The following is a 23,826-nucleotide window of genomic DNA, read 5'->3' as shown; positions in this document are numbered from 1 at the left end:
CTTCACGGCTTGGGGCACGGCGGGTGGCGGCGGCCGGTGGAGGACCGCCCCAGCCAAGGTGCTCGCAGTCGATCAGAAGCGAATCAATGTCCGATTGACGCGCAGGTCACGGGCCTGCGAACGGACGGCGGATCCGTACGGGGGAACACCGGCGGACCACGGCGAAGGCCGCCGGAACAGCCGTTGGAGCAGCCGTTGGACAGCCGCCGGAACAGCTGCCGGAGACGCCCGGGAGGAGCCGTCGGAGGGTCGCCAGAAGCCGGGAGCCGAGAGCCGGGAGCCGGGAAGCAGAACCGCCGGTACGGGGAGCGCGGGCGCGTCCCCGGCACCGGCGGCACGGGTGGGAGCAGGTCGGGGCAGGGGCCTCAGTCGGCTTCCGGGCCCGCCAGGTGGGCGGTGAGCCACACCAGGGTGTCCGGGATCATCTTCTTGAAGTCCGAGGTGAGGTGCTTGCCGCCGGGCTGCTCGTGGTACTGGAGGCTCACCGGCGGCACCGCCTTGTCCACCCAGCTCTTGACCACCTTGGTCTCGTACGGGTTGGCGCCGCCCGCGGTGACCAGCATGCTCACATCCGCCTTGCCCTGGGTGACCAGCACGTCCGGGTTGTTGGCGGCCCGCTCGGCGTCGTGGCCCTTCCACAGCCCCGAGTCCGGGATGAAGTAGCCGTCGATCGGCACCGCCGCCTTGTAGACCTGCGGGTACTGGAGGGCGAGCTTGGCGCTGCAGAAGCCGCCGGTGGAGGCGCCCATCACGCCCCAGCCGTCGCGGCCCTTCACGGTGCGGAAGTTGGCGCGGACGAAGTCCGGGATGTCCTCGGCCATCCAGGTGGCCATCTTGGGCTGGCCCGGGATGTCCGAGCAGTCCAGCGCGTTCTTCTCGTCGCTGTTGAAGTTCTGCACCGGCATGACCATGATGAACGGGTGGGACTTGCCCTCCTTGACCAGGCGCTCGTTCTCCTCCTGGATCGGCAGCTGGTTGTCGGTCCAGGTGTTGTAGCCGTTGCTCTGGCCGCCGGCGAACAGGGTGAGCACCGGGAAGCCGGTCTTGGCGTACTTGGGGTCGTTGTACTCGGGCGGCAGCCAGACCCAGACCTGGCCGGTGACGCCGGACTTCGCACCGGTCAGCTTGGTCATCATGATCGGGCCGGCGCCGGTGTCCCGGGACTTGCTGAGGTTGGCGGCGGGCCCCGTGGGCATCAGCACCTTGCCCGCGGCGGCCGGGCTGCCGGTCGCGGCCGGGCTGGTGCCGGTGCCGGTGGCGCTCGGGCTGCCCGCCGCGCTGCTGCCGGCGGCGGTGGCCTTCGCCGTGGCGCTGTCCCCCTTCCCACCGCCGGAACTCCCGCAGGCCGCGAGCGAGGCGGCCAGAGCGAGCACGGCGGCGCCGGACAGGACGGCGCGGGAACGGGACGACTGCCTAAGCACGGTGAGGACTCTCCGACCGAATGTCACGCCCGGTCCGTCTGACCGGGCGGCGGCCCCCCGGTGGGGCCGGACAGACCGGGGCAGAGCACTGGTGCGTCCCCCGGAGCGATGGCGCGCCGCCCCTCGCGGGGGTGCGCCTTCCTGCGATCTTATGACGTGGGTCGGGTCGGCCCGGTTGCGCGGTGGCCACCGGAAATCCAATGTTTGTTCGCGATCAGGTAAAGCCCCTCACCACTCCCGCCGGTCGGCGGGGGCCGGATGGCGGGGGTGGCCGCCGGCCCCTCGCCGAACCGTCCGGATTCCGGGGGTTTCGACCCGTGACGGCGGCCCGGCGATCCGCGACGATCTCCGGAGCGGGCCCGACGGGAGGCCCGGGGCCGACCGGGCACGGTCGTCGAGGAGGGTGCCATGAACCAGCGGATCGCCGTCGTCACCGGAGCCGGGAGCGGCGTCGGCCGGGCCGTCGCGGTCGAACTGGCCGCGGCCGGCTGGCGGACGGTACTGGCCGGCCGGCGGCCCGGGCCGCTGCGGGAGACCGCGGGGCTCTGCGCCGCCCCGGCCGACGTGGTGCCGACCGACGTCACCGACCCGGACGCGGTGGACGCGCTGTTCGCCGCGGCCGCCGGGGGCCACGGCCGGGTGGACCTGCTGTTCAACAACGCCGGCGCCTTCGGGCCGGCCGTCCCGGTGGAGGAGCTGGCGGTCGAGGACTGGCGGGCCGTGGTCGACCTCAACCTGACCGGCGCCTTCCTCTGCGCCCGGGCCGCGTTCCGGCAGATGAAGGCGCAGGACCCGCGGGGCGGCCGGATCATCAACAACGGCTCGATCTCCGCGCACGTCCCGCGCCCGCACTCGATCGCCTACACGGCGACCAAGCACGCCGTCACCGGCCTGACCAAGTCGCTGTCGCTGGACGGCCGTCCGTACCGGATCGCCTGCGGGCAGATCGACATCGGCAACGCGGCGACCGACATGACGGCGGCGATGGGTGCGGGCGTGCGGCAGGCGGACGGCCGGATCGCCCCCGAGCCGACCATGGACGTGGCCGACGTGGCGCGCACCGTGCGGCACATGGCCGGGCTGCCGCTGGAGGCCAACGTGCAGTTCGCCACCGTGATGGCGACGGCGATGCCGTACATCGGGCGGGGGTGACGGACCGGCCCCCGCCCGCCCGGGCCTCGCGGGGGTCCGGCTCCCGTGGGAGCCGGGCCTCCGCCCGAACGCCCCGGCGGGGGTCCGGCTCCCGCGCCGGGCCTCAGGGCCGCCAGGTGTCGTTCAGCGCGACCGTCCCGCCCGAGGGCACCGTGGCCGTCCGGTTGGCGCCGGACTCCCAGGTCACCGCGCCGCTCGCGTCCTTGCGGACGTACTTGTACTGGAAGGACGTGCCGGCCGGCAGCGACAGCGCCAGCGACCAGACCGGGTAGCCGGACGAGGAGAGCGGCAGCGCCTTCGCCGGGTCCCAGCCGCCGAGCGCGGCGGCGTCGCCGACCACGTAGACGTTCTGCCCGACCGAGGTGGTGGCGTTGACGTTGAAGGAGGCGGCGGAGACGCTCGTGCCGGGCTGGACGTACAGCGCGACCGCGTCGCCCGCGCCGACCGTCGCGGTGAACTGCCCGCTGGCGCCCACCTGGTACGTCGGCCCGGTGCAGCCGCCGCCCGTCTGCGGGTCGCCGTGCTGGACGTCGCAGTAGGTGCCGGCCGGCAGCCCGGTCTGGAAGGTCCGGGTGATCGCGCCGGTCTCGTGGTTGATCGCGACGTAACCGCGGTTGCCCCGGCCGAAGGCGATGGCGTTGCCGCCGTTGGACCACCAGTCGGTCACCCCGGTGCCCGCCACCGCGTTGCGGAAGCCGACCATGTTGGCGACCTGCCGCCAGGCGTGGGTGCAGTTCCAGCCGTCCTGGTAGCAGGCGTTGACGGTGCCGCCGTTCGGCGGGCCGTCGTCCCTGTTGGTGAAGGAGTAGCCGGAGTAGACGTTGGGGGCGGCGTACGGCGAGGCCAGCAGGAAGACGTTGGCCAGCGTGTAGGTGTTGCCGTAGGTGTAGTTGAGGGTGGATCCGTTGCGCTCGGTGTCCCAGTTGTCGACGAAGGCGCGTGCCCGGCCGCTCGGCAGGTAGCCCCAGGAGGCGCCCCAGCCGCTGAGGTTGGCGAGCTTGTCGGTGGTGAACATCCGCTTGAGGTCCATGCCGACCCGGAACTCGTCCACGTCGCCGGTGCCGGTGTACTCGGTGGGCTGGACGGGCTCGCCGGCGCCGTAGATGACCTCCTGGACCCAGTAGGCCCTGGGGTTGGCCATCCTCGCCTTGATCGCGGCGAGGTCGGCGGCGGCGATGTGCTTGGCGGCGTCGACCCGGTAGCCGTCCACGCCGAGCGAGGCGAGGTCGTCCAGGTAGTGGGCGATGGTGGTCTGGACGTACGCGCTGCCGGTGTCCAGGTCGGAGAGGCCCTCCAGCTCGCAGTTCTGGACGTTGCCGCGGTCCTGGTAGTCGGTGATCGGCTGGCGGCAGGTGTGGAAGTCCTGGTCCTGGTACGTGCCGGGGTAGTTGTACTTGGTGTACGCGGTGCCGCCGGTTCCGGTGCCGGAGCCCGCCGACATGTGGTTGACGACCGCGTCGGCGATCACCTTGACCCCGGCCGCGTGGCAGGCGGTGACCATGTTCTTGAAGGACGTGCGGTCGCCGAGCCGTCCGGCGATCCTGTAGCTGACCGGCTGGTAGGAGGTCCACCACTGCGCGCCCTGGATGTGCTCCTGCGGCGGGGAGACCTCGACGAAGCCGTAGCCCTTGGGGCCGAGGGTGGAGGTGCAGGCCTGGGCGACCGAGTCGAAGCGCCATTCGAAGAGGGTGGCGGTGACGTCCTTGCCGTTGTCGGCGGGCGGGGCCGCCTGGGCGGCGGGGGCGCCGAGGGAGGTGCCGAGCGAGAGCGCGAGCGCCGCCGAGGCGGCGAGCGCGCCGGCCGCGCGGGCGGGCCTGGGGGTCCCCACGGCCGAAGGCCGGGGGAGGGTGGGGGCGGTGGTGACCACGTCGTCTCCTGGGGGTGGCTGGGGTGGGGCAGCCGAAGGGGCGAAGCTGCAGGAACTTGCTGCAACTTGCCGGAAACTTGCAGCGCTGAACCTAGAGGTGCCCGCAGGGACCGTCAAGAGTTTCGCCACGCCTCAGGAGATACGTTTCTTCGCCCGCCACCGCCGCAGGACCACACCACCGCACGACCACACCACCGCCCCGACGCACGACAAGGGCCCGACGCACGACAAGGGCCCGGCAGCCGTAGCCACCGGGCCCCTCACCTGTCCTGGTTCACCGGCCCGTCAGGAGCCGGCCCGGGCTCAGCCGGTCTGGATGGAGGTGTCGTCGACCACGAAGCTGGTCTGGAGCGAGGCGTCCTCGGTCCCGGCGAACTTCAGCGTGACCGTCTGGCCCGCGTAGGACGACAGGTCGAAGGTGCGCTGCTGGTAGCCGGCCGCGGCGTCCACGTTGGAGTAGGTCTTCAGCGCGGTGCCGTTGACCGACACCGTCAGCTTGTCGTACGCGGTGCTGCCCGACTCCGCGGTGTCGATGTGCAGCCAGAAGCTCAGCGTCGCCTTGCAGCCCGCCGGGATGCTCACCGTCTGCGACAGCGAGTCCGAGTGCGTGGAGCCGTAGCCGTTCAGCCACGCCTTCCAGGAGCCGCTGTGGGCCGCCTGCGAGGTGCTGCTGTCCACGACGCCGCTGGACGCCGTCCACGGCGTGGCCGTGCCCGTCTCGAAGCCCGCGTTGCCCAGCAGCTGCGCCGGGGTGCAGCCACCGCCACCCGTGGACACCGTCCAGGTGAAGCTGGTGGTGCCGGTCTTGCCGGCCGAGTCCTTCGCCGTCACGGTCACGTTGTAGGTGCCCGCGGCGGAGGCGGTACCGGTGATCGCGCCGGAGGAGGAGATCGACAGGCCGGTGGGCAGGCCGGTCGCGCTGTAGGTCAGCGGGGCGGTGCCGCCGGTGGCGCTGATCTGGAGGTTCACCGCGCCGCCGACGGCGGTGGACTGGTTGCCCGGGTTGGTGACGGTGACGCCGCCCGGGTTGGGCGCCGTACCGACGTTGACGCCCGCCCAGGCGGTGCCGACCGCGGTCAGCTCCGCGCTGCCGGCGCCGTACAGGTCGGTGGCCGCCTTCTCCGTCGCGGTGCGCGCCGCGGCGTAGTTGGTGCTGGAGGTCATGTAGGTGGTCAGCGCGCGGTACCAGATCGCCGCCGCCTTGTCCCGGCCGATGCCGGTCACGGCGATGTTGCCCTGGGTCGGCGAGTCGTAGCTGACGCCGTTGATGACCTTCGCGCCGCTGCCCTCGGACAGCAGGTAGAAGAAGTGGTTGGCGACACCGGACGAGTAGTGGACGTCCTTGTTGCCGACGGTGGAGGACCAGTAGTCGGCCGAGGCCCCGTCCTTGGACGGCTTGTCCATGTAGCGCAGCGGGGTGCCGTTCCCGTTGATGTCGATCAACTCACCGATCAGGTAGTCGGGGTTGTCGGTCGGGATGTTGGCGGAGAACTCGACCATGGTGCCGAAGATGTCCGAGGTGGCCTCGTTGAGGCCGCCGGACTCGCCGGAGTAGGTCAGGTTGGCGGTGGCCGAGGTGACGCCGTGGCTCATCTCGTGGCCGGCCACGTCGAGCTCGGTGAGCGGCGCGGTGTTGTTGCTGCCGTCGCCGTACGTCATGCAGAAGCAGGAGTCGTCCCAGAACGCGTTCACGTAGTTGTTGCCGTAGTGGACGCGGCTGTAGGCGCCGACACCGTCGTTGCGGATGCCGTTGCGGCCGAAGGTGTTCTTGTAGTAGTCCCAGGTGGCCGCGACGCCGAAGTGGGCGTCGACCGCGGCGGACTCGCCGTTGCTGACGGTGCCGTCGCCCCAGGTGTCGGTCGACTTGCTGTACAGCGTGCCGGTGCCCGAGGTCCCGTGGTTCAGGTTGGTGGTGTACATCCCACCGCGGGCGCCGTCCTTCATCTGGTACGTCGAACCCGACTGGGTCGTACCGATGGTGACGTTGCCGACGAAGACGCCCTTGCCGGAGCCGGTCTCGATGCCGTCCCACTGCTGGATGACCTGGCCGCTGGTTGCGTCGGTGACGACGTGCATCTTGCTCGGGGTGCCGTCGGACTTGGTGGAGGAGACGACGGTCTCCCAGGCCAGCCGGGGGCTGTTGTCGGCGGCCCAGACCACCAGGCGCGGCGCGGTGTCCACGGCGGTGCCCGACTCGGCGGCGAGCGCGGCGCTCTGCGCGGCCGGCGCGGCCAGCTTGGGCGTGGTGCTCACACCGCTCAGCGAGGCGGTGCTGGCCCGGTCGACGCTCTTGGTCGCACCGGTGGACGCCTGGTGCACCACCAGGTCCCCACCCAGGACCGGCAGTCCGTTGAGGGTGCGCTCGTACCGCAGGTGGCGGGTGCCGTCCGCGTCCTGGATGACGTCCTTGGTGACCAGCTTCTCCTCGCCGCTCAGGCCGAGGCTCTGGGCGAGGGCGGAGGTCTGCTGGTTCGCGACGGAGATCAGCTGGGCGCGGCTCGCCTGCTGGGCCGCGACGGCGGCCGGTGCGTCCGGCGTGGCCGCCTGGGCGATCACCGGTATGCCGGTGACCAGCAGCGCGGTGGAGGCGGCCATGACAACCGCCGCCTTCCGTGCGTGAGCGTAACGGGACATGCGGACTCCTTTTCCAACCGGCGCTGGGTCGCGCACGGTGGAGAGAAACCTGGGCCGCGGTTGCGGCGCAGTGGGGGCCCCCGCCGGGTGCGACGGGAGTGCGGGATGCGGTGCTCACAACTCGTTGCAGGGTCGGGACGCGCTGCACCTGAACTGGAACAGCTGCACCGGGGGGTGGGGTCCCCTCGTCTACAGCCGGAGGAATCGTGGCAGCAAACCAGCCGTTGATGACAGATGCATGCCACGGATTGGCCGATTCATTACCGAAACCGTATGCAGGCCGGTGCGTCAGTTGTGTTACCCCACGACGAACTCGTGAACACGGTTTTCATGCCCCGGGCAAAGTTCGATCACTACCGGCAGTCGGTGACCAGCAGTCAGGACCGCAGACCGCGCCGGAGGGTGGCCGGCAGCGCCCGGCGGACCCGGCACGTCACAGTTCCGGCCGTGCCATCAACGGTTTCCGGCCATTGTTCACCCGGAACGGAACCGGGCCGCCGCCGACCGGAACCGGGCCCCGCACCACTGAACAGTGGTACGGGGCCCGGGAGTTGTCGCAGTGTACGAAGCGGTGTACGAAGCAGTGCACGAAGCGGTGTCGACCCGGCGCCGGACGGACCGACACCGCACGGATCAGCGCTGCACGAACACCGCCACGGTGCGGCCCGGCACGGTGAAGGTGCCGGTCGCGGCGTCGAAGCCCGACCCCCGCACCACCCGGTCCGCCCCGCCCGCCTGCACGGGGTGCAGCGCCTGGCCGGTACCCCGCAGCGCCGGCACGGTCTGCGCCTGCGTCGTGGGCGTGGCGTTGAAGACCACCGTGACGCCCTTCTCCGCCCCCGCCAGCCCGGTGCCGTCCAGGTGCAGGGTGATCACCCCGGGCGTCTCACCGGCCGTGCCGGAGAGCGGGTAGGAGAGCCGCTGCTGGACGGCGGCCAGGGTCGGCAGCGAGAACAGCGGCGAGGACTGCTTGATCCGCAGGAACTCCCGGTACTGCGCCGAGGTCGCCAGGATGTCGGCCGCGCCGACGGTCAGCTTCGGGTCGGCCAGCAGGGATCGGGCGGCCGGCCACTGCTCCTGGTTGTCCTTCGCCATCGGCAGGCCGCGGCCCCAGCCGTTGCCGTCCGCCGCGTTCCAGTGGATCGCGTTGAACCAGTCCCCCGAGTCGTAGGAGTTGGAGTCGAGCGACTTGGAGCGCAGCAGGTCGCTGCCGGCCTGGGCGAAGCCCGCGCCCTGGGTGAGCGCGGTCAGCGAGAGCCCGAGCGCCTGCATCCGGGCCCGGTCGGCGGGCGCGGTGCCGGTCGGCAGCTTGTACGCGAGCGCGTCGAAGAGGTCGGTGTTGTCGTGGGCGTCCACGTACTCCACCGCCTCGCCGGGCTTGGCGGCGTAGCCGGTCGGGGCGCCGTTGTAGTCGACCTGGGCGCCGGTGACGGGCTTTCCGGAGCTGTCGGTGAAGGAGTAGCCGGCCAGGTTGCCGGTCAGCCCGACCTTCAGCTGGTCCATCTGGTGCAGCAGCCGGGCCTTCTGCTCCTCCGGGGTGCCGTTCGCGGCCGAGCCGTTCGGGTCGGTGTACAGGCCCGAGGCGAAGCCCTGCTGCGGGGCGGAGTTCAGCATGAAGTTGCCGCCGCGGGCGGCGTCCCGGATCCGGTCGTCGAAGGTGGCGATGCCGGTGCCGGCCATGTTGGCCTGGGTGGCCTGCTCGAACCTGGCGTTGTTCGAGACGACGCCGAAGTTCCAGCCCTCGCCGTACAGGAGGACGTTCTTCCCGTCCACGCCGTCCGAGTCCGGCGTCATCTTCCGCAGGGCGGCCTGCACGTCCAGCATGGTGGACTTCGGGTCCAGGCCCATCAGGTCGAAGCGGAAGCCGTCGACCTTGTACTCGCGGGCCCAGAGCGTCACCGAGTCGACCACGAGCCGGTTCATCATGGCGTGCTCGGGCGCGGTGTCGGCGCAGCAACTGTCCGCCGTCACCTTGCCGTTGTCGTCGAGGCGCTGGTAGTAGCCGGGAACGACCCGGTCCAGCACCGAGTGCTCGGCCTGGCCACTGGCGGCGGTGTGGTTGTAGACCACGTCGAGCACCACCCGCAGCCCGGCCGCGTGCATCGCCTGCACCATCTGCCGGAACTGGACGGTCCGGGCCGTCCCGACCGGATCGGTCGCGTAGGAGCCCTCCGGCACGTTGTAGTGCAGCGGGTCGTAGCCCCAGTTGTACGCGTCGTCGGCGGCCACGGCCGCCACGCACTCCTGCTGCTTCGGCCCGTCCGCTGGAAGGGACGCGAGGTCGCAGGCGGGCAGCTTCCGGTCCGCCCCGTTCTCCCGGATGGTGGCGATGTCGAAGGTCGGCAGCAGGTGCACCGTGGTCACCCCGGCCTCGGCGAGCTCCTTCAGGTGCCGCATCCCGGCCGAGTCGGACTCGGTGAACGCCAGGTAGGTGCCGCGCTCGGCGGCCGGGACGGTCCGGTCCTCGACCGAGAAGTCCCGGACGTGCAGCTCCTGGATCTGCTGCCGGGCGGGCGGGACGGCCTGCGGGCGGGCGTGGTCGTCCCACCCCTTCGGCTTCAGCTCCCTGGCGTCGAGGTCGGCGACCAGGCTCCGCTTCGAGTCGGTGGACAGCGCCACCGAGTACGGGTCGGTGACGGTGTTGACCACCAGCTGCTGGGTCGAGGGCGCCCAGACCTTCACCTGGTACAGGTAGTACTTGCCGTCCAACTCGCGCTTGTCGCGGACGACTTCCCACACCCCGGTCTCGTCGTCCCGCTTCAGCGGCAGCGTCTTCGGGGTGCCCCCGGTGGCGCTGTCGAAGACCTGGACGGAGACCTCCTGCGCGGTCGGCGCCCACAGCGACAGCGCCACCTTGCCGTTGTAGTAAGCCGGTCCGAAGTCGACCTTCCCGGTCCTGCCCGCGTACAGGTCGTCCAGCACGCCCGGGGTCTGCACCCCGGTGGCGGCGAGCACGGCGCCGCTGGGCAGGTGTTCGGTGAACAGCAGCTGGCCGCGGAGCGCGGCCGGGACGCGGGCGGCGTCCCGGGGGTCCACGGTGAAGGCCCGGTAGCCCGCAAGGTGCGGGTACTCGCCCTTCTGGGCGTCGGTCAGCCCGCCCTTGACCGGGGTGAGCCGCAGCCACCTGCCGGGCTTGGTGAGCGCGCCCCGCTCCGCCCGGATGCCGCCCTCGGGGTCGTACACCAGCTGGGCGCTGGTGCCGCCGGCCAGGGCGTCGTCGCCGGCGCCGTAGTTCGCCGGGACGGCGACGGTCCGGGCGTCGATCCACTGGGCCTTGGCGCCGGTCAGGTCGATCTGCGAGGAGGCGGCCGGGTTCTGCGGCAGCAGGTAGCCCTCGCGGCCGCCGAGGATCCAGACCTCCTTGCCGTTGACGGCGAAGTCCAGTGACTGGTCGGTGGGCAGGTCCTTGTCGTTGCCCTTGTGCAGGATGTAGCTGAGGCTGGTGGCCCCGGCGGCCAGCGGCACCTCGAAGACGGCGCCGAAGGCGTCGCGGCGCACCGGTGTCAGCGGCTTGCCCCAGTCGGTCGGGGCGGCGGCGCCGGTCCAGTCGTGCAGGCCCCAGCCGTCGTAGTCGCCGTCGGCCCGGTTGTAGTGGATGACGGCGGTGTTCGCGGGCTGGGTGTTGCCCGGGCCGGGGTCGGTGGTGCGCACGGCGGGGTCGCCCTGCGCGGTCCACACCTCGCCGGTGCTGCCGACGTCGAGGTGCCGGTCGGCGTCGACGTCCTTGACGCCGTCCTTCTCCACGACGAAGCCGACGTCCGAGGCGCCGGGCTTGAGCCGCACGTACGCGAAGGCGCCGTACGCGTCCCGCCCGGTGAAGGCGTGCCCGGCGGGCCACTGGGTGGCCTCGCCGTCGGCGAGGTCGCCCCAGGCGTAGAGGTTCCAGCCGTCGTAGTCGCCGTCCGGCCGGTTGTAGTGGACGACGGCGTACGGGCGGGAGCCGGCGGTGGGCGCCGGCTTGGGCGCGGGGGCGCCGGTGGTGAAGCTCGCGGTGGCGGAGCGCAGGTGGCCGCTGGAGTCCCGCACCACGGCCTTGTAGCGGACCACCGTGCCGGGGGCGACGGCGCCCAGGTCCTGGGTGACGGCGTACTTCCCGGTGTCGGCGGTGCCCAGGGTCCGCCAGGGTCCGTTGCCGGTCTGGGCGGCGAAGCTCACCCGGTCGAAGCCGCCGCCGTCCACCGCGGCGCCGACGGTGACCAGCCCGGAGGAGCCGTCCGCGGGCGGCCGCACCGAGATCCGCGGCGCGGCGCCGACGGCCGCGAGCCGGCCGTCGGCCTTGAACACCACGGAGGAGAGCGCCGGCACGGTGACCGTCACCCGGCGGTCGGAGCCGCTGGTGGTCCGCTCCCCCGCGGACGGGTGGATCCGGTCGAAGCCCATGCCCGCCGAGAAGGTGTCCAGGGTGACGGTCTTCGCCTCGGCCGCGTTGTTGACCGCGACCAGGTACTCGACCTGTTGCTGGGCGTCGATGCGGGAGAAGGCGTAGACGCCCGCGCCGTCGGCGGCGTAGCGCTCGATCTGGGCGCCGTCGGCCAGGGCCGGGTTGTCCCGGCGCAGCTTCGCGAGCCCGGCGACGCCCTGGTAGAGCTCGCCGCCCTGCCCGTACCGGTCGGCCGGGCCGGAGGGCCCGCCGAGCACCCGGTCCCCGTTGTAGGAGGTCGTCTTCGAGGCGAACACGTCCTGCCGGGCGTCCTTGTCGCCGCCCGCGCCGGTGAAGCCCTGCTCGTCGCCGTAGTAGACGACGGGCTGGCCGCGGGTGAGGAACTGCAGCTCGGTGCCGAGCCGGTCCTTCTTCAGCAGGGTCGCCTCGTCGGCGCCGGGGTTGTCGGCGAGCAGGAAGGAGCCGAAGCGTCCCATGTCGTGGTTGCCGAGGAAGGTGGGCAGCTCGTACGCGTCGGTGTCGGCGCCGGTGTAGCGGTAGTCCTGGGCGTAGACGTCGGCGAGGTTGCGCGCCGAGCCGCCCTGCGAGACGTAGGAGCGGGCCGCGCCCTGGAACGGGAAGTCCAGGGTGGCCTGGAGCCTGCCCTTGGTGACGTACGGCGCGGTGACGGCCGGGTCCCCGGAGTAGACCTCGCCGAACATGAAGAACTTCTTGTTGCCCCGCTTGGCGGCGAAGTCCTTGAGCGCGGGGGCCCACTGCTGCCAGAACGCCATGTCGACGTGCTTGACGGTGTCGATCCGGAAGCCGTCCACGCCGACGTCCTCGACCCACTGCTGGTAGACCTTCTCGAAGCCCTTCACCACCTTGGGGTTCTGGGTGTCGAGGTCGTCCAGGCCGCTGAAGTCCCCCTCGGTGGCGGATTCGCCGACGAAGGTCGAGTCGCCCCGGTTGTGGTAGAGCGCCGGGTCGTTGAGCCAGGACGGGGTCTTGGCGGCGGCGTCGGCCGGGGTGCGGAAGACCGGGGTGTAGGGGAAGGAGTCCTCGGTGGTCCGCGGCCAGGGGCCGCCCGCGTCGGCGACGGCGGTCTCGTCCACCGGGTTGCCGCCCGCGTCGAGCGTCGGGTACGCGCCGGTGGAGCGGTAGCCGTACTGCTTCTCGGCGTAGTCGATGACGTCGGCGGTGTGGTTGGTGATGACGTCGAAGAAGACCTTGATGCCGCGGGCGTGGGCCTTGGCGATCAGGTCCTTGAGCTGCTCGTTGGTGCCGAAGTGCGGGTCGACCTGGGTGAAGTCGGTGATCCAGTAGCCGTGGTACCCGGCCGAGGTGTCGGCCCCGCTGCCCTGTACCGGCTTGTTCTTGAAGATCGGCGCCATCCAGATCGCGGTGGTGCCGAGGTCCTGGATGTAGTCGAGCCGCTGGATCAGCCCGGCCAGGTCGCCGCCGTGGTAGAAGCCCTTGTCCGCGGGGTCGAAGCCGTTCTCCAGCCGCCCGCCGGTGATGCCGCCGGTGTCGTTGGCGGTGTCGCCGTTGGCGAAGCGGTCGGGCAGGACGAAGTAGAACTGTTCGCGGGTGAGGTCGTGCCGCCCGGCGGTGGCCGCCAGCGCGGCGTCCGAGGGCGGGGCCGGCGGGGCGGCGGCGAGGGCCGCGGGGGCGCCGCCGAGGGTGGCGGCGGTCAGCGCGGCGGCCAGCAGGACGGCGGTGCGGCCCGGTGGTCTGCGGCGGACGGTGGTTCGTCGGGCAGTGCTCCGTCGGGGGCGGAGCGGGGCATCGGCCACTGAGGGCTCCCTTAGGGGAAGGGGCGATCGATTTTCCCAGGAAGCTAGCGGCCTGCAATATGTTTCAGCAAGATGCAGAAACCGTTTCGTAGCCGGAAACTCCAGGTGCGCGAGCGGCGCCCGCGACCACCCCGATTACTCCCTCGGAGCGACGGGCGTGACAATGGGACGTATGTCCGTCCCACCGGTACGCACCGAACCCCCGAGCACCCCCCGCCCCGGTGGCAGCCGGCCCCTACCCCTCAAGGGGGACAGCCGGTGAAGAATCCACTTCCAGAGGATGAGCAGTCGGCTACGAGCCGTCTGGCAGACTTGCCGTCCATGGGGGAACCGACCGAGATCCAGCGAGGCGACGCCAGGCGCGCCGAAGCGGCCAGCGGTGGCGGTTCCGAAGCAGCGAAGGCCGTCCCCGGCCGCCTGTCCGATGGAACCACCCGTGCCGCCCAGTCCCGTACGGCCACCCTGCGCGGCCGCATCAGCGCCCAGCGCCGCTCACCGGCCAGGCCGCGGATCTGGTTCGAGCTGGCGCTCATCGGGATCAGCTACTGGCTCTACTCGCTCGTCCGCAACGCGGTGCCCGAGCAGGAGGCGATAGCCCAGAAGCACGCGCGCTGGATCTGGGACCTGGAGCACCACCTCGGCATCGCCGTCGAGCGCTCGGTCAACCACGCCGTGGACAGCGTCGGGTGGCTCATCACGGGGATGAACTACTACTACGCGACGCTGCACTTCGTGATCACGATCGGCGTCCTGGTCTGGCTCTACCGCAGCCACCCCGGACGCTACGTCGCCGCCCGCAGCGTGCTGTTCATCACCACCGGGATCGCGCTGGTCGGCTTCTACTTCTTCCCGCTGGCCCCGCCCCGGCTGATGACCGACGGCGGCTTCATCGACACCGTGAAGGTCCACGGCACCTGGGGCTCGATGGCCTCCGGGCCCGCCGCGCACGTCTCCAACCAGTACGCGGCGATGCCCTCGATGCACATCGGCTGGTCGACGTGGTGCGGTCTGGCGATCTTCTTCCTGGCCCGCCGCACGTGGGTCAGGGTGCTCGGCCTGCTGTACCCGGCCACCACCCTGGTGGTCATCGTCTCCACCGCCAACCACTTCTGGATGGACGCCGTCGGCGGCGCGCTCTGTCTGATGGTGGGCTTCCTCACCGCCCGGTGGATGTACCACGAGTGGGTGTACAGGCTGCCCAGGGTGCCCGCCCGGGAGACGGTGGAGGAGCAGCCGATCACCGTCCCGGAGCAGTGGAGCGAGCCCGCGGTCACCAGCGCGCGCCGGTAGCCCGGAACGCCGTCGGCCCGGAAAGCCGGACATCGAGAGGGGCCCCCGAGCGGGGGCCCCTCTCGCGTACCCGCCCGCCGTACGGCCGCGGTCCGCCGTCCGCCGTACCGGTCCGGCCGCGCCCGTCAGCCGGTGCCGTAGAACAGCCGGTCCACCACCGCCCGGGCCCGCCGGGTGACCCTCCGGTAGTCGTCCAGCAGCTCCCCGCTGTGCCCGGAGCCGTACCCGAGGTAGCGGGCCACCCCGGCCAGTTCCCTGGCCTCCCCCGGGAAGCTGTCCCCCGGCCGCCCGCGCACCAGCATCACCGCCGCCCGCACCCGGGAGGCCAGCACCCAGGCCGCGTCCAGCACCTCGGCGTCCTCCGGCTCGACCAGCCCGGCCGCCACGGCGGCCGCCAGCGCCGCCCTGGTCCGGGTGGTGCGCAGGGCCGGCACCTCGTGCCCGTACCGGAGCTGCAGCAGCTGCACCGTCCACTCGACGTCCGCCAGCCCGCCCCGGCCGATCTTGGTGTGGGTGGTCGGGTCGGCGCCGCGCGGCAGCCGTTCGGCCTCGATCCGCGCCTTGATCCGGCGGATCTCCACCACGTCCCGCTCCGGCACCCCGCCGCCGGGGTAGCGCAGCGGGTCGATCAGCTGCCGGAACCGCGCGCCCAGCGCCTCGTCCCCGGCCACCGGCTCGGCCCGCAGCAGCGCCTGGCTCTCCCAGGCGTGCGACCAGCGCCGGTAGTACGCCGCGTACGAGGCGAGGGTGCGCACCAGCGGGCCGCTGCGGCCCTCCGGCCGCAGGTCGGCGTCGACCAGCAGCGGCGGCTCGGTGGAGGGCGCGCCCAGCTGGGTGCGCAGCTCGTTGCAGACCGCCTGGGCGGCCCGGGCGGCCTCCTCCTCCAGCGAGCCGAGCAGCGGCTCGTGGACGAAGAGCACGTCCGCGTCCGAGCCGTAGCCCAGTTCGTGGCCGCCGAAGCGGCCCATCGCGATCACCGAGATCCGGGTCGGCAGGTCCCCGTGCTCGGCCTCCCAGCCGGCGACGCAGGCGCGCAGCGCGCCGCCCAGGGTGGCGGCGTTGAGCGCGGTGAGCGCCTCCCCGGCGGCGTCCAGCGCCTCGGCCGGGTCGTCCCCGAGCCTCCCGAGCACGTCCGCGGCGGCGGTGCGGAACAGCTCCCGGCGGCGCACCGAGCGGGCCGCGGCCACCGCGGCCCGGGTGGACCCGGCCCGGCCGACGGCGGCCAGTATCTCCGACTGCAGCGCCGCCCGGCCGCGCGGTTCCAGGCCGTTCGGGTCGCCCAGCATCGCCACCGCCTCGGGGGCGCGCAGCAAAAGGTCGGGGGCGAGCCGGCCGGCGGACAGCACCCGGGCCAGCTGTTCGGCGGCGGCGCTCTCGTCCCGCAGCAGCCGCAGGTACCAGGGGGTGCGGCCGAGCGCGTCGGAGACCTGGCGGAAGTTGAGCAGCCCGGCGTCCGGGTCGGCGGACTCGGCGAACCAGCCGAGCAGCACCGGCAGCAGGGTGCGCTGGATCGCCGCCTTGCGGCTCACCCCGGAGGCGAGCGCGCTGAGGTGCCGCAGCGCGGCCGCCGGGTCCGTGTAGCCCAGCGCCTCCAGCCGGGCCCGGGCCGCGTCCGGGGTCAGCCCGGTGGCGCCGGGCGGCAGTTCGGCGACGGCGTCGAGCAGCGGCCGGTAGAACAGCTTCTCGTGCAGCCGCCGGACCTCCACCGCGTGGCGCTTCCACTCGCGGTGCAGCGCGGCCACCGGGTCGGCACGGGTGTCGCCGTTGATCAGCGCCGCCAGCGAGCGGGCCAGCCGACGCAGGTCCTCGGCCCCGGTGGGCATCAGGTGGGTGCGGCGCAGCCGGTACAGCTGGATGCGGTGCTCCAGCGAGCGCAGGAAGCGGTACGCGGCGTCCAGCGAGGCGGCGTCGGCCCGGCCCACGTACCCGCCGCGGGAGAGCGCGGCCAGCGCCTCCAGGGTGTTGCCGCTGCGCAGCGCCGGGTCGGTGCGGCCGTGCACCAGCTGGAGCAGCTGCACCGAGAACTCGACGTCGCGCAGCCCGCCGGGGCCGAGCTTGAGCTGGCGGTCCAGCTCGGTGGCCGGGATGGAGTCGATCACCCGGCGGCGCATCTGCTGCACGTCGGCGACGAAGTTCTCCCGGGCGGCGGCCTGCCAGACCAGCGGGGCGAGCGCCTCCACGTACGCGGCGCCGAGCTCCGCGTCCCCGGCGACCGGGCGGGCCTTGAGCAGCGCCTGGAACTCCCAGGTCTTGGCCCAGCGCTGGTAGTAGGCGAGGTGGCTGGCCAGGGTGCGCACCAGCGGGCCGTTGCGGCCCTCAGGGCGCAGGTTGGCGTCCACCGGCCAGATGGTGCCCTCGCCGGTGGTGTCCGCGCACAGCCGGGTGAGGGCGGCGGCCAGCCGGGTGGCGGCCCTGATCGCCTCCTGCTCGTCCACTCCCTCGCGCGGTTCGGCGACGAAGACCACGTCGACGTCCGAGACGTAGTTGAGCTCGCGGCCGCCGCACTTGCCCATGCCGATCACGGCGAGCCGGCAGGCCCCGGCGGCCTCCGGGTCCTGCTCGGCGGCGAGGTCCAGGGCGGTCTGGAGGGTGGCGCCGGCCAGGTCGGCGAGTTCGGCGGCGGTCTGCGCGAGGTCGGTGGTGCCGGTGAGGTCGCGGGCGGCGATGGCGAGCAGGCACCGGCGGTAGGCGACGCGCAGCGCGTTCGCGGGGCCGAGGTCGGAGTCCCGGACGCCCTCGGCGAGGGCGCGGCGGAAGTCCTCCGGGCCGGGGTGCATGTCGCGCAGTTCGAAGGTGACCAGCACGTGCCAGTCGTGCGGGTGCCGGGCCAGGTGCTCGCCGAGCGCGGTGGAGACGCCGAGCACGCCGAGCAGTCGGTCGCGCAGCGGCTTGGAGGTGGTGAGGGTGTCGCGCAGGGTGTGTCGGTCGACCTCCTCGTCGGCCTCCAGCAGCCGGGCCAGTCCGAGCAGCGCGAGGTCGGGGTCGGCGGTGGCGCCGAGCGCGTCCAGCAGCACGGGGTCGTCGGCCAGTCCCTCCAGGCCGGGGCCCTCCAGCAGCCGCACCGCCCGCGCGGGATCGGTGAACCCGCGCCGCACCAGCCGGTTCTCCGGCCGGCTGACCCGGCTCCCGGCTCGCTGCTCCTCCACCGTCATCGACCCCTCCATCCGGTCCGCTCCAGCAGGTTACGCGTCCTCGCAGCCCGTCGCCGGACGCGCCCGCCGGGTGGACGGCCGGGCCCCTCGGCCGCCGTAACCGTGACTTCGGGGCCGCCGGGCTCGTTCACCCGGGCGCCCGCCGCCATCCCCGAAGTCCCCTCCTCCGGAGCGCCGATGTCCACCACAGGCCCCAGCCGCCTGCCCTCGCTCACCGGGCTGCGGTTCTGGGCCGCGCTGCTGGTGGTGCTCTACCACCTCTCCCGCAAGGTGGGCGAGCTGCCGCTGATCGGCCCGGCGGCCTGGTACGGCCGGTCGGGCGTGACGTTCTTCTTCGTGCTCTCCGGCTTCGTGCTGGCCTGGACGTACGGGCCCGCGCCGGTGCGGGCCCCGGTGTTCGCCCGCCGCCGCTTCGCCCGGATCTGGCCGCTGCACGTGCTGACCACCGCGCTGTCCCTGGGCGCGGACGCGGCGATCGGCGCGGTGCTGCCGGTGGCGGCCGCGCTCTGGTCGCTGGCCCTGGTGCACCCGTGGGCGCTGCCCACCGTGTACGGCGGCAACGCGGCCTCCTGGTCGCTGGGCGCCGAGGCCTGGTTCTACCTGCTGTTCCCGCCGCTGCTGCGCCTGCTGGCCCCGCGCCGGCGCGCCTGGCTGCCGCTCGCGGTCCTCTGCGCCGCGCTCGGCCCGGCGCTGTGGGCGGCCGGCGCCCTGCTGCCCGCCGACCCGGCGGTGCGCGGCTGGCTGCTGGACTACCTGCCGCTGACCCGGACCCCGCAGTTCGTCCTCGGCGTGGTCACCGGCCTGGCCTTACGGCACGGGGCCCTCCCCCGGCTGCGGCTGCTCCCGGCGGCGGCCGCCGTGGTGCTCTGGCACCTGCTGCTGGTCCCCTGGCACGCCGCCGTCCCGGACTCCCTCTGGTACGGCCCGTACAGCGCCTCCCAGTTGCTGCCCGCGCCGCTGTTCGCCGCCCTGCTGGCGGCGGCCGCCGGGCGCGACCTCGCCGGAACCCCGCCCCGGCTGCTGGCGGGCCGCACGGCCGTGCGGCTCGGCGAGTGGTCGTACGCCTGGTACCTGGTGCACGAGATCGGCATCCGCTGCTGGCTCGCCGTGGTCGGCCGCCCGGAGACGGGGGCCGCGACGCTCGGCGTCTGGCTGCTGTTGGCGGGCGGCTCGCTGGCCGCCGCGGGCGTCCTCTACCGCTGGGTGGAGCGCCCCTGCGAGCGGCTGCTGCGCGGCGCCCCGCGCGGCCGGGACACGGCGGCGCCGCTGCCGCCCCGCGGGGTGCGGGTGGTGCGGCAGCGGCGCCGGGCCGTGACGGAGGATCAGCCCTCGGTGGAGCCGTCCAGGTTGACGTAGGCGTAGAACACGCCCAGGTCGTAGCCGTCCTTGTCGGTGTCGAAGAGGATCTTGATGTCGGTGTCCCCGTTGCGCAGGAACGGCGAGATGTCCCAGCGGTTGGAGTCGTAGCCGAAGTTGTTGCGGTTGTACGGGGTGCGGATGAACTGGTCGGCCGGGGTCAGCTCCTCGATGGTGGAGTTGAAGGCGTCGTTGGAGGCGTGGTTGAGGTCCGAGAAGAGCGCCTGCGGGCCGTTGGTGGACTTGATGGCGAGGGTGTCGCCGGTCCACTTGAGGTCGCCGTCGTAGACCACGAAGCCGAGCTTGCCGGCGACCGGGCCGGTGGCGGGGGTCTGCAGCCCGGTGAGGTCGAACTCGCGCGGCGGGCTGTCCGGCAGCTCGACCCGGAAGCCGTCCCAGAGGTGGATGTGCCGCAGCGGCTTGCAGTCGTTCTCGTACGCGACCACGATCGTCCAGCCGCCCCAGCTGTGCGGCTTCACCACCGAGTCCATGTTGGCGACGGTGTAGGTGCCGTTGCCGGCCTGCTTGACCAGGTCGGTGATGTCGGCGGAGGCCTGGTAGCTGCTCTCCACGTCGGTGGTGATGTAGCCGATCGAGGGCTGGTCGTTGGCGATGTTGCGGTACTGGCCCTCGCCCGGGAGCTTCAGGTAGACCTCGTCGATCCGGTCCTCCGGCAGCACGACGTCGTCGATGCCGCGGGTGCCGCCCCAGTACAGCCGGGCGCTCTTGACGGTGGAGCCGTCGATCAGGCCGAGGTCGGCGGAGCTGGCGGAGTAGATCGCGTCACCGAGCGGGCCGACGCTGCCCGGGTCGATGTTGATGTACTTCATCTCGTACTTGTTGTTGATCGGCCGGCTGCCGAGGCCCTTGCGGGCGTCCTCGCAGGGCGGCTGCTCGGGGTCGAGGGGCGCCTTGGTCTCGTCGCAGGTCATCAGCGAGTTGCTGATGCGGGTGATCGAGCCGTGGAAGTCGCCCTCGAAGCGGGTGGTGAACGGCAGTTGGTTCTCGGCGATCGTGGTGGCCCTCGGCTTCGCACGCTGCGCGTGCTGCACACCCGCGTCCGGACCCGGGGCCGTGCCCGAACCACGGGCGTCGGCGAGGGTCGGGGCGGCCAGCAGTTGGCCCGCGACTGCGGCGAAGGCGGCGCCCGCGACACCGACCCGGCGGGCGAGCAGGCGGGTGGCGGCGGCGCGGCTGACGGAGGAGGTCATGTGATCCTCTTTCAGGACGGAACGGACAAGCAGGCCCATCGGACCACAACACTCCGTCACACAAGCATCACATTCCGCGACCGAGTCGGCGATCCGTCGCAGATCCACTCCATAGGAGGGCCCGCTGCCCTCCTCTCGGACGACAGCGGGCCGGAAACGGTTTGAACGGGCGTCACCCGCTCACAGCACCTGGAGGTTCTTCCGCAGCTCGAACGGGGTGACCTCGGAGCGGTACTCCTCCCACTCGTGCTTCTTGTTCCGGAGGAAGAAGTCGAAGACGTGCTCGCCGAGGGTCTCGGCGACGAGTTCGCTGCGCTGCATCAGGTCGATGGCCTCGCCGAGGTTCTGCGGCATCGGCTGGATGCCGAGGGCGCGGCGCTCGGAGTCGGACAGCGCCCACACGTCGTCGTCGGCGCCGGGCGGGAGCTCGTAGCCCTCCTCGATGCCCTTCAGGCCGGCCGCGAGGGTGACGGCGTAGGCGAGGTACGGGTTGCAGCCGGTGTCCAGGGAGCGGACCTCGATCCGGGTGGAGCCCTGCTTGCCCGGCTTGTACATCGGGACCCGGATCAGTGCCGAGCGGTTGTTGTGGCCCCAGCAGATGTAGGACGGCGCCTCGCCGCCGGCCCCGGCGGTGCGCTGGGAGCCGCCCCAGATCCGCTTGTAGGAGTTCACCCACTGGTTGGTGACGGCGGCGGTCTCGGCGGCGTGCTTCAGCAGGCCGGCGATGAACGAGCGGCCGACCTTGGACAGCTGGTACTCGGCACCGGACTCGTGGAAGGCGTTGCGGTCGCCCTCGAACAGCGAGACGTGGGTGTGCATGCCGCTGCCGGGGTGCTCGGAGAACGGCTTGGGCATGAAGCTGGCGTGCACGCCCTGCTCCAGCGCGACCTCCTTCATGACCAGCCGGAAGGTCATGATGTTGTCGGCGGTGGACAGCGCGTCGGCGTAGCGCAGGTCGATCTCCTGCTGGCCGGGGGCGCCCTCGTGGTGGGAGAACTCGACCGAGATGCCCATCGACTCCAGCATGGTGATCGCCTGGCGGCGGAAGTCGTGGCCCACCCCGCGCGGGGTGTGGTCGAAGTAGCCGGACTGGTCGGCGGGGATCGGCGGGGTGCCGTCGCCGGGCAGGTTCTTCAGCAGGAAGAACTCGATCTCCGGGTGGGTGTAGAAGGTGAACCCCTGCGCGGAGGCCTTCTCCAGGGTGCGCTTGAGCACGAACCGGGGGTCGGCGTAGGAGGGCGAGCCGTCCGGCATCAGGATGTCGCAGAACATCCGGGCGGTGCCCGGGGTCTCCGAGCGCCACGGCAGGATCTGGAAGGTGGTCGGGTCCGGCTTGGCGATCATGTCGGACTCGTACACCCGGGCGAAGCCCTCGATCGCCGAGCCGTCGAAGCCGATGCCCTCCTCGAAGGCCTGTTCCAGCTCGGCCGGTGCCACCGCGACGGACTTCAGGAACCCGAGCACATCGGTGAACCACAGCCGGACGAACCGGATGTCACGCTCTTCGAGCGTCCGAAGCACGAACTGCTGCTGCTTGCCCATGGGGACAGTCTCACCTCTGCTCTTTACGCTCGTGTTACGCCTCGGAGGCCCTCGCAAAGACCTCGTAAAGCGACTGCCCCCATCATGGCCGATACCCGCCCGGCCCGGCAGTGCCGACCCCCGCACCGGGCCCCGCCGCCGTCGCCGCGGCCACCCTTGCCCAGGACATCGCGTCAGTTAGACGATTACACTCGGGGCATGCCCACTCTCCGTCTCGCCCTGTGCCAGATCGACCCCTGGGTCGGCGACCTCGCCCGCAACGGCGACGAGGTGGTGCGCCGGACCGGACAGGCCGTGGCGGCCGGCGCCCAGCTGGTCGCGTTCCCCGAGATGGCCCTCACCGGGTACCCGGTGGAGGACCTCGCCCTGCGCCACTCCTTCGTCGAGGCCTCCCGCGGGGCGCTGGTCGGGCTGGCCGGCCGGCTGGCGGCGGAGGGGCTCGGCGAGGTCCCGGTGGTGGTCGGCTACCTCGGGCGCTCCGAGCACGCCGCGCCGCGCTCCAACCGCCCGGCCGGCTCCCCGCAGAACTGCGCCGCGGTGCTCCACCGCGGCGAGGTGGTGACCCGCTTCGCCAAGCACCACCTGCCCAACTACGGCGTGTTCGACGAGTTCCGCTGGTTCGTCCCGGGCGACCAGCTGCCGGTCCTGCGGGTGCGCGGGGTGGACGTCGCCCTGGCGATCTGCGAGGACATCTGGCAGGACGGCGGCCGGGTCACCGCCGCCCGCGAGGCCGGCGCCGGGCTGCTGCTGGTCGTCAACGGCTCCCCGTACGAACGGAACAAGGACGACCAGCGGCTGGAGCTGGTGCGCCGCCGGGCGGCCGAGGCGGGCTGCACCCTCGCGTACGTCAACATGGTCGGCGGCCAGGACGAGCTGGTCTTCGACGGCGACTCGATCGTCGTCGGCGCGGACGGCCGGGTCCTGGCCCGCTCCCCGCAGTTCGAGGAGCACCTGCTGGTGCTGGACCTCGACCTGCCGGCCGCCGCCGGCGACGACACCGACGGCCTGCTGCTGAGCGACGGGCTGCACCTGGTCCGCACCGAACTGGGCGGCGAGCCGCGGGACGCGCCCGCCGCCGGGCTCACCGCCGAGGTGGCGCCGCGGCTGTCGGACGAGGCCGAGATCTGGGCCGCGCTGGTCTCCGGCACCCGGGCGTACGTCGTCAAGAACGGCTTCTCGTCCGTGCTGATCGGGCTCTCCGGCGGCATCGACTCGGCGCTGGTGGCCGCCATCGCGGTGGACGCGGTCGGCGCGCGGAACGTGCACTGCGTCTCGATGCCCAGCCGCTACTCCTCCCAGCACTCCCGGGACGACGCGGCCGAGCTGGCCCGCCGCACCGGGCTGCACTTCCGGACCGTCTCCATCGCCCCGATGGTCGACGCCTACCTGGGCGCCACCGAGCTGACCGGCCTGGCCGAGGAGAACCTCCAGTCCCGGCTGCGCGGCACCCTGCTGATGGCGATCTCCAACCAGGAGGGGCACATCGTGCTCGCGCCCGGCAACAAGAGCGAGCTGGCCGTCGGCTACTCGACCCTGTACGGCGACTCGGTGGGCGCCTACGGGCCGATCAAGGACGTCTACAAGTCGCTGGTCTTCCGGCTGGCGCGCTGGCGCAACGAGGAGGCCGAGCGGCGCGGCGAGGTGCCGCCGATCCCGGAGCACACCATCACCAAGCCGCCGTCCGCCGAGCTGCGGCCGGACCAGGTGGACACCGACTCGCTGCCGGACTACGACCTCCTGGACAGCGTGCTGACCCGCTACATCGAGGGCGACGAGGGCCGGGACGCGATCGTGGCGGCCGGCTTCGACCCGGCCGTGGTGGACCGGGTGGTCCGGCTGGTCGACACCGCCGAGTACAAGCGGCGCCAGTACCCGCCGGGCCCGAAGGTCTCGGTCAAGAACTTCGGCCGGGACCGCCGCCTGCCGATCACCAACCGCTGGCGGCGCGGTTAGGGCGTGTCTGACAATTGGCGTCGGATCAGCGTGCGGCGTTGGGGTGCGTGCATCGCAAGGCGGAGGAGGGAGCCACTGCGGAGCATTGGCGA

11 protein-coding genes are annotated in these 23,826 nt (G+C 72.4%); 4 read left to right on the top strand and 7 right to left on the bottom strand.

Annotated features, from left to right (window positions below):
* Positions 1-365: 365 nt before the first annotated feature.
* The gene (locus ACWD4P_RS29495) at positions 366-1,421 is read right to left on the bottom strand and encodes an alpha/beta hydrolase (protein WP_359825781.1); all 1,056 of its coding nucleotides are present in this window, start codon (positions 1,419-1,421) and stop codon (positions 366-368) included.
* A 408-nt stretch (positions 1,422-1,829) separates the two neighbouring features.
* Here ACWD4P_RS29495 and ACWD4P_RS29490 point away from each other — a divergent pair, with 408 nt between their 5' ends.
* Positions 1,830-2,573 (top strand): SDR family oxidoreductase, encoded by a 744-nt coding sequence (locus ACWD4P_RS29490; RefSeq protein WP_449781722.1) that lies wholly within the window; start codon positions 1,830-1,832, stop codon positions 2,571-2,573.
* 103 nt (positions 2,574-2,676) lie between these two features.
* Here ACWD4P_RS29490 and ACWD4P_RS29485 read toward each other — a convergent pair whose 3' ends face one another.
* From ACWD4P_RS29485 to pulA, 3 genes are all read right to left on the bottom strand, one after another.
* A complete protein-coding gene (locus ACWD4P_RS29485) occupies positions 2,677-4,401 on the bottom strand; it encodes a carbohydrate-binding module family 20 domain-containing protein (protein ID WP_449781731.1) in 1,725 nt (574 codons plus the stop codon).
* Positions 4,402-4,743: 342 nt separating this feature from the next.
* Positions 4,744-7,074: a M4 family metallopeptidase gene (locus ACWD4P_RS29480; protein WP_449781721.1), complete on the bottom strand. Its 2,331-nt coding sequence runs from the start codon at positions 7,072-7,074 to the stop codon at positions 4,744-4,746.
* Positions 7,075-7,707: 633 nt separating this feature from the next.
* The gene (gene pulA, locus ACWD4P_RS29475) at positions 7,708-13,230 is read right to left on the bottom strand and encodes a pullulanase-type alpha-1,6-glucosidase (protein WP_449781720.1); all 5,523 of its coding nucleotides are present in this window, start codon (positions 13,228-13,230) and stop codon (positions 7,708-7,710) included.
* A gap of 321 nt (positions 13,231-13,551) precedes the next feature.
* Between pulA and ACWD4P_RS29470 the strand changes: the two genes are divergently transcribed.
* On the top strand, positions 13,552-14,520 hold the full coding sequence (locus ACWD4P_RS29470; RefSeq protein WP_359828928.1) for a phosphatase PAP2 family protein: 969 nt from the start codon (positions 13,552-13,554) through the stop codon (positions 14,518-14,520).
* A gap of 125 nt (positions 14,521-14,645) precedes the next feature.
* Here ACWD4P_RS29470 and ACWD4P_RS29465 read toward each other — a convergent pair whose 3' ends face one another.
* A complete protein-coding gene (locus ACWD4P_RS29465; RefSeq protein WP_359828929.1) occupies positions 14,646-17,672 on the bottom strand; it encodes a bifunctional [glutamine synthetase] adenylyltransferase/[glutamine synthetase]-adenylyl-L-tyrosine phosphorylase in 3,027 nt (1,008 codons plus the stop codon).
* Between the two features lie 177 nt (positions 17,673-17,849).
* Between ACWD4P_RS29465 and ACWD4P_RS29460 the strand changes: the two genes are divergently transcribed.
* The gene (locus ACWD4P_RS29460) at positions 17,850-19,028 is read left to right on the top strand and encodes an acyltransferase family protein (RefSeq protein ID WP_449781719.1); all 1,179 of its coding nucleotides are present in this window, start codon (positions 17,850-17,852) and stop codon (positions 19,026-19,028) included.
* Here the strand turns inward: ACWD4P_RS29460 and ACWD4P_RS29455 are convergent.
* On the bottom strand, positions 18,995-20,239 hold the full coding sequence (locus ACWD4P_RS29455; protein WP_449781718.1) for a hypothetical protein: 1,245 nt from the start codon (positions 20,237-20,239) through the stop codon (positions 18,995-18,997). The two genes, ACWD4P_RS29460 and ACWD4P_RS29455, sit on opposite strands and share 34 nt — an antisense overlap.
* Positions 20,240-20,419: 180 nt before the next feature.
* On the bottom strand, positions 20,420-21,781 hold the full coding sequence (locus ACWD4P_RS29450; RefSeq protein WP_359829604.1) for a glutamine synthetase family protein: 1,362 nt from the start codon (positions 21,779-21,781) through the stop codon (positions 20,420-20,422).
* Between the two features lie 198 nt (positions 21,782-21,979).
* Here ACWD4P_RS29450 and ACWD4P_RS29445 point away from each other — a divergent pair, with 198 nt between their 5' ends.
* The gene (locus ACWD4P_RS29445) at positions 21,980-23,734 is read left to right on the top strand and encodes an NAD+ synthase (protein ID WP_449781717.1); all 1,755 of its coding nucleotides are present in this window, start codon (positions 21,980-21,982) and stop codon (positions 23,732-23,734) included.
* Positions 23,735-23,826: the final 92 nt, after the last annotated feature.

The organism is Kitasatospora sp. NPDC002543, assembly GCF_053594915.1.
This window is presented reverse-complemented; position numbering and strand designations above follow the sequence as displayed.

Coding starts and splice junctions, on each gene's coding strand:
- ACWD4P_RS29490 (WP_449781722.1), top strand. CDS start 1,830: ATGAACCAGCGGATCGCCGTCGTCACCGGAGCCGGGAGCGGCGTCGGC.
- ACWD4P_RS29480 (WP_449781721.1), bottom strand. CDS start 7,074: ATGTCCCGTTACGCTCACGCACGGAAGGCGGCGGTTGTCATGGCCGCC.
- ACWD4P_RS29470 (WP_359828928.1), top strand. CDS start 13,552: ATGGGGGAACCGACCGAGATCCAGCGAGGCGACGCCAGGCGCGCCGAA.
- ACWD4P_RS29465 (WP_359828929.1), bottom strand. CDS start 17,672: ATGACGGTGGAGGAGCAGCGAGCCGGGAGCCGGGTCAGCCGGCCGGAG.
- ACWD4P_RS29460 (WP_449781719.1), top strand. CDS start 17,850: ATGTCCACCACAGGCCCCAGCCGCCTGCCCTCGCTCACCGGGCTGCGG.
- ACWD4P_RS29455 (WP_449781718.1), bottom strand. CDS start 20,239: ATGACCTCCTCCGTCAGCCGCGCCGCCGCCACCCGCCTGCTCGCCCGC.
- ACWD4P_RS29450 (WP_359829604.1), bottom strand. CDS start 21,781: ATGGGCAAGCAGCAGCAGTTCGTGCTTCGGACGCTCGAAGAGCGTGAC.
- ACWD4P_RS29445 (WP_449781717.1), top strand. CDS start 21,980: ATGCCCACTCTCCGTCTCGCCCTGTGCCAGATCGACCCCTGGGTCGGC.